1 pseudogene is annotated in these 2,218 nt (G+C 39.8%); it reads left to right on the top strand.

What is annotated here, in order from left to right:
* Positions 1-30 precede the first annotated feature (30 nt).
* Positions 31-1,500 (top strand): annotated as a pseudogene (locus RHS_RS29720) (IS1182 family transposase).
* Positions 1,501-2,218 lie beyond the last annotated feature (718 nt).

Genomic DNA, 2,218 nt, shown 5'->3' with positions numbered 1-2,218 from the left:
ATGTATGTATCAAATAAAGGCGGTGTTTTTATGGTAGATCAACAACAAAAATTAGTATTAAGTTCCTACATGAAAATATATGAATTGGTGGTTCCCAGGAATAATCTTCTCCGACAGATAAAAGAACTCGTAAACTTCGGATTTATTTATGAAGAGTTTAATTGATAAAGGGGGGGGGGGTATTGTCTTGATAACGGACGTAATGCAGTTCCACCTATCCGCATGTTTAAATATCTGCTGTTAAAAGCAATTTATGATCTATCGGATGTTGATGTCGTAGAGCGTTCCAGGTATGATATGTCTTTTAAATACTTTCTGGATATGGTGCCGGAGGAGGAGGTTATTAATCCCAGCTCATTGACGAAATTTCGTAAATTGCGATTAAAAGACATGGCACTTTTAGATATGCTGATTGCGAAAACAGTCCAGATTGCATTAGAGCAGGAAATCATAAAATCAAAAACCATTATTGTTGATGCCACACATACAAAATCAAGATACAATCAAATGACTCCGCGGCAGGCACTACAGGAAAGGTCAAAAAAACTACGGCGTACCGTTTATGAAGTGGAAGAAACAATGAAAAACCAGTTTCCTGCTAAAAATACAGAAGATTCTCTGGAAAAAGAACTGGCGTATTGCAATCAGCTTATTTCCACTATAAAAGAGAATAAAACGATATGCAGCTATCCCAAAGTGCAGGAAAAATTGAAATTATTAGAAGAAGCTGTCCGTGATGACCTTGAACAAATGGATACCTCAAAAGATGGGGATGCAAAAATTGGACATAAGACAGCAGACACCTCCTTCTTTGGATATAAAACACATATCGCCATGACGGAAGAAAGAATTATTACAGCTGCCACAATAACCAGCGGAGAGAAAACGGATGGAAAGGAATTGGCAGCCCTGGTACAGAAAAGCAGGGAAGCAGGAATGGAGATTAAAACAGTTATTGGTGACAAGGCATATGCAAGCAAAAAAAATATAGATGCTGCAAGAGAAGAAGATTATGAACTGGTCGCTAGATTATGCAGTAATGTTACACAAGGAAATCGTAAAAAGGAAGATAAATTTGAATTTAACAAAGATGCTTTAATGTATCAATGTAAAGCAGGGCATATGGAAATCCATAAATATCTGAATAAACAAAAAGCTGAGGGCAGGAATGCGCGGATAACCTATACTTTTGATATAAAAAAATGTAAAAAATGCCTTTATAGAGAAGGATGCTACAAAGAGGGAGCGAAAAAAAAGACATATACAGAGACGGTCATCAGTGATACCCATAGCGAACAGGCACAATTTCAGGAAACGGAATATTTTAAAGAAAAAGTAAAAGAGCGTTATAAGATAGAAGCAAAAAACAGCGAGTTAAAACATAGACATGGTTATGACGTTGCGTCATCATCAGGTCTTATTGGCATGGAAATGCAGGGAGCGATGGCAATATTTGCAGTGAACCTCAAACGAATCATGAAAGTGATGGGGGAAAAATAAAGGAATCCCTAGTTCAGAAAAAGGAATCATCCATAGAAAATGCACAAAAATCCACCAGAAAAATTTGAGTCTGGTGGATTTTGTGTTTTATTATTAAGGAAGGATTTAAAAACATATGTTTTTCAGTGCCCTCGGTTTTCTCAGCAGTGTGGGACCCCGGGCGTGTGGCATGCCGGACGTTATTGGCTTAGATCACATAAAAACCAATAAACCAGCTGGATGTTATCACTGTGAACTGTCTCTAAATTCTACTACAGTATATTTGTGGTTATAGTACCTACATCCAGTTAAGTCTGTGATCAGGAAAGCAGGTAAAATTTCGTCTTATCATCCCCCTTTCACACTGAACTACCGTAACACACTCTGCTGCATCCAAAAACAAACAGACCGTCACTACCCAGGGGTCTCCACCAGGCTGAGAAAACCAGCTTTGTATCAACGAATGCTATCTCGGAAAGATGGGCGTGGGAAACTGGTATGGGCGGAGGAAGCGTAGAGCAGAGCTGAGTATTTACTTACCTTTTCGAAGTGTTTTTTGGCGGATAGTATTCGACTGGCTCCCATCGGATACTAAGCGGGCACTGAGCCGAGAAATGCATCAGGATTTCTCGGTGAATGCCCGCGTGCCGCCAAAAAGCACTTCGGAAAGGTTAGAAAATACCAGTTCTGCGGCCAGCTGACGGAGCCCATGCCAGTTTCCCACGCCCATCTTTCCGTA

This window comes from Robinsoniella sp. RHS, from assembly GCF_001029355.1.
Classification (GTDB): Bacteria; Bacillota; Clostridia; order Lachnospirales; family Lachnospiraceae; genus Robinsoniella; species Robinsoniella peoriensis.
Note: the sequence above shows the minus strand (reverse complement) of the source record. Positions and strands in the feature narration are given on the sequence as shown.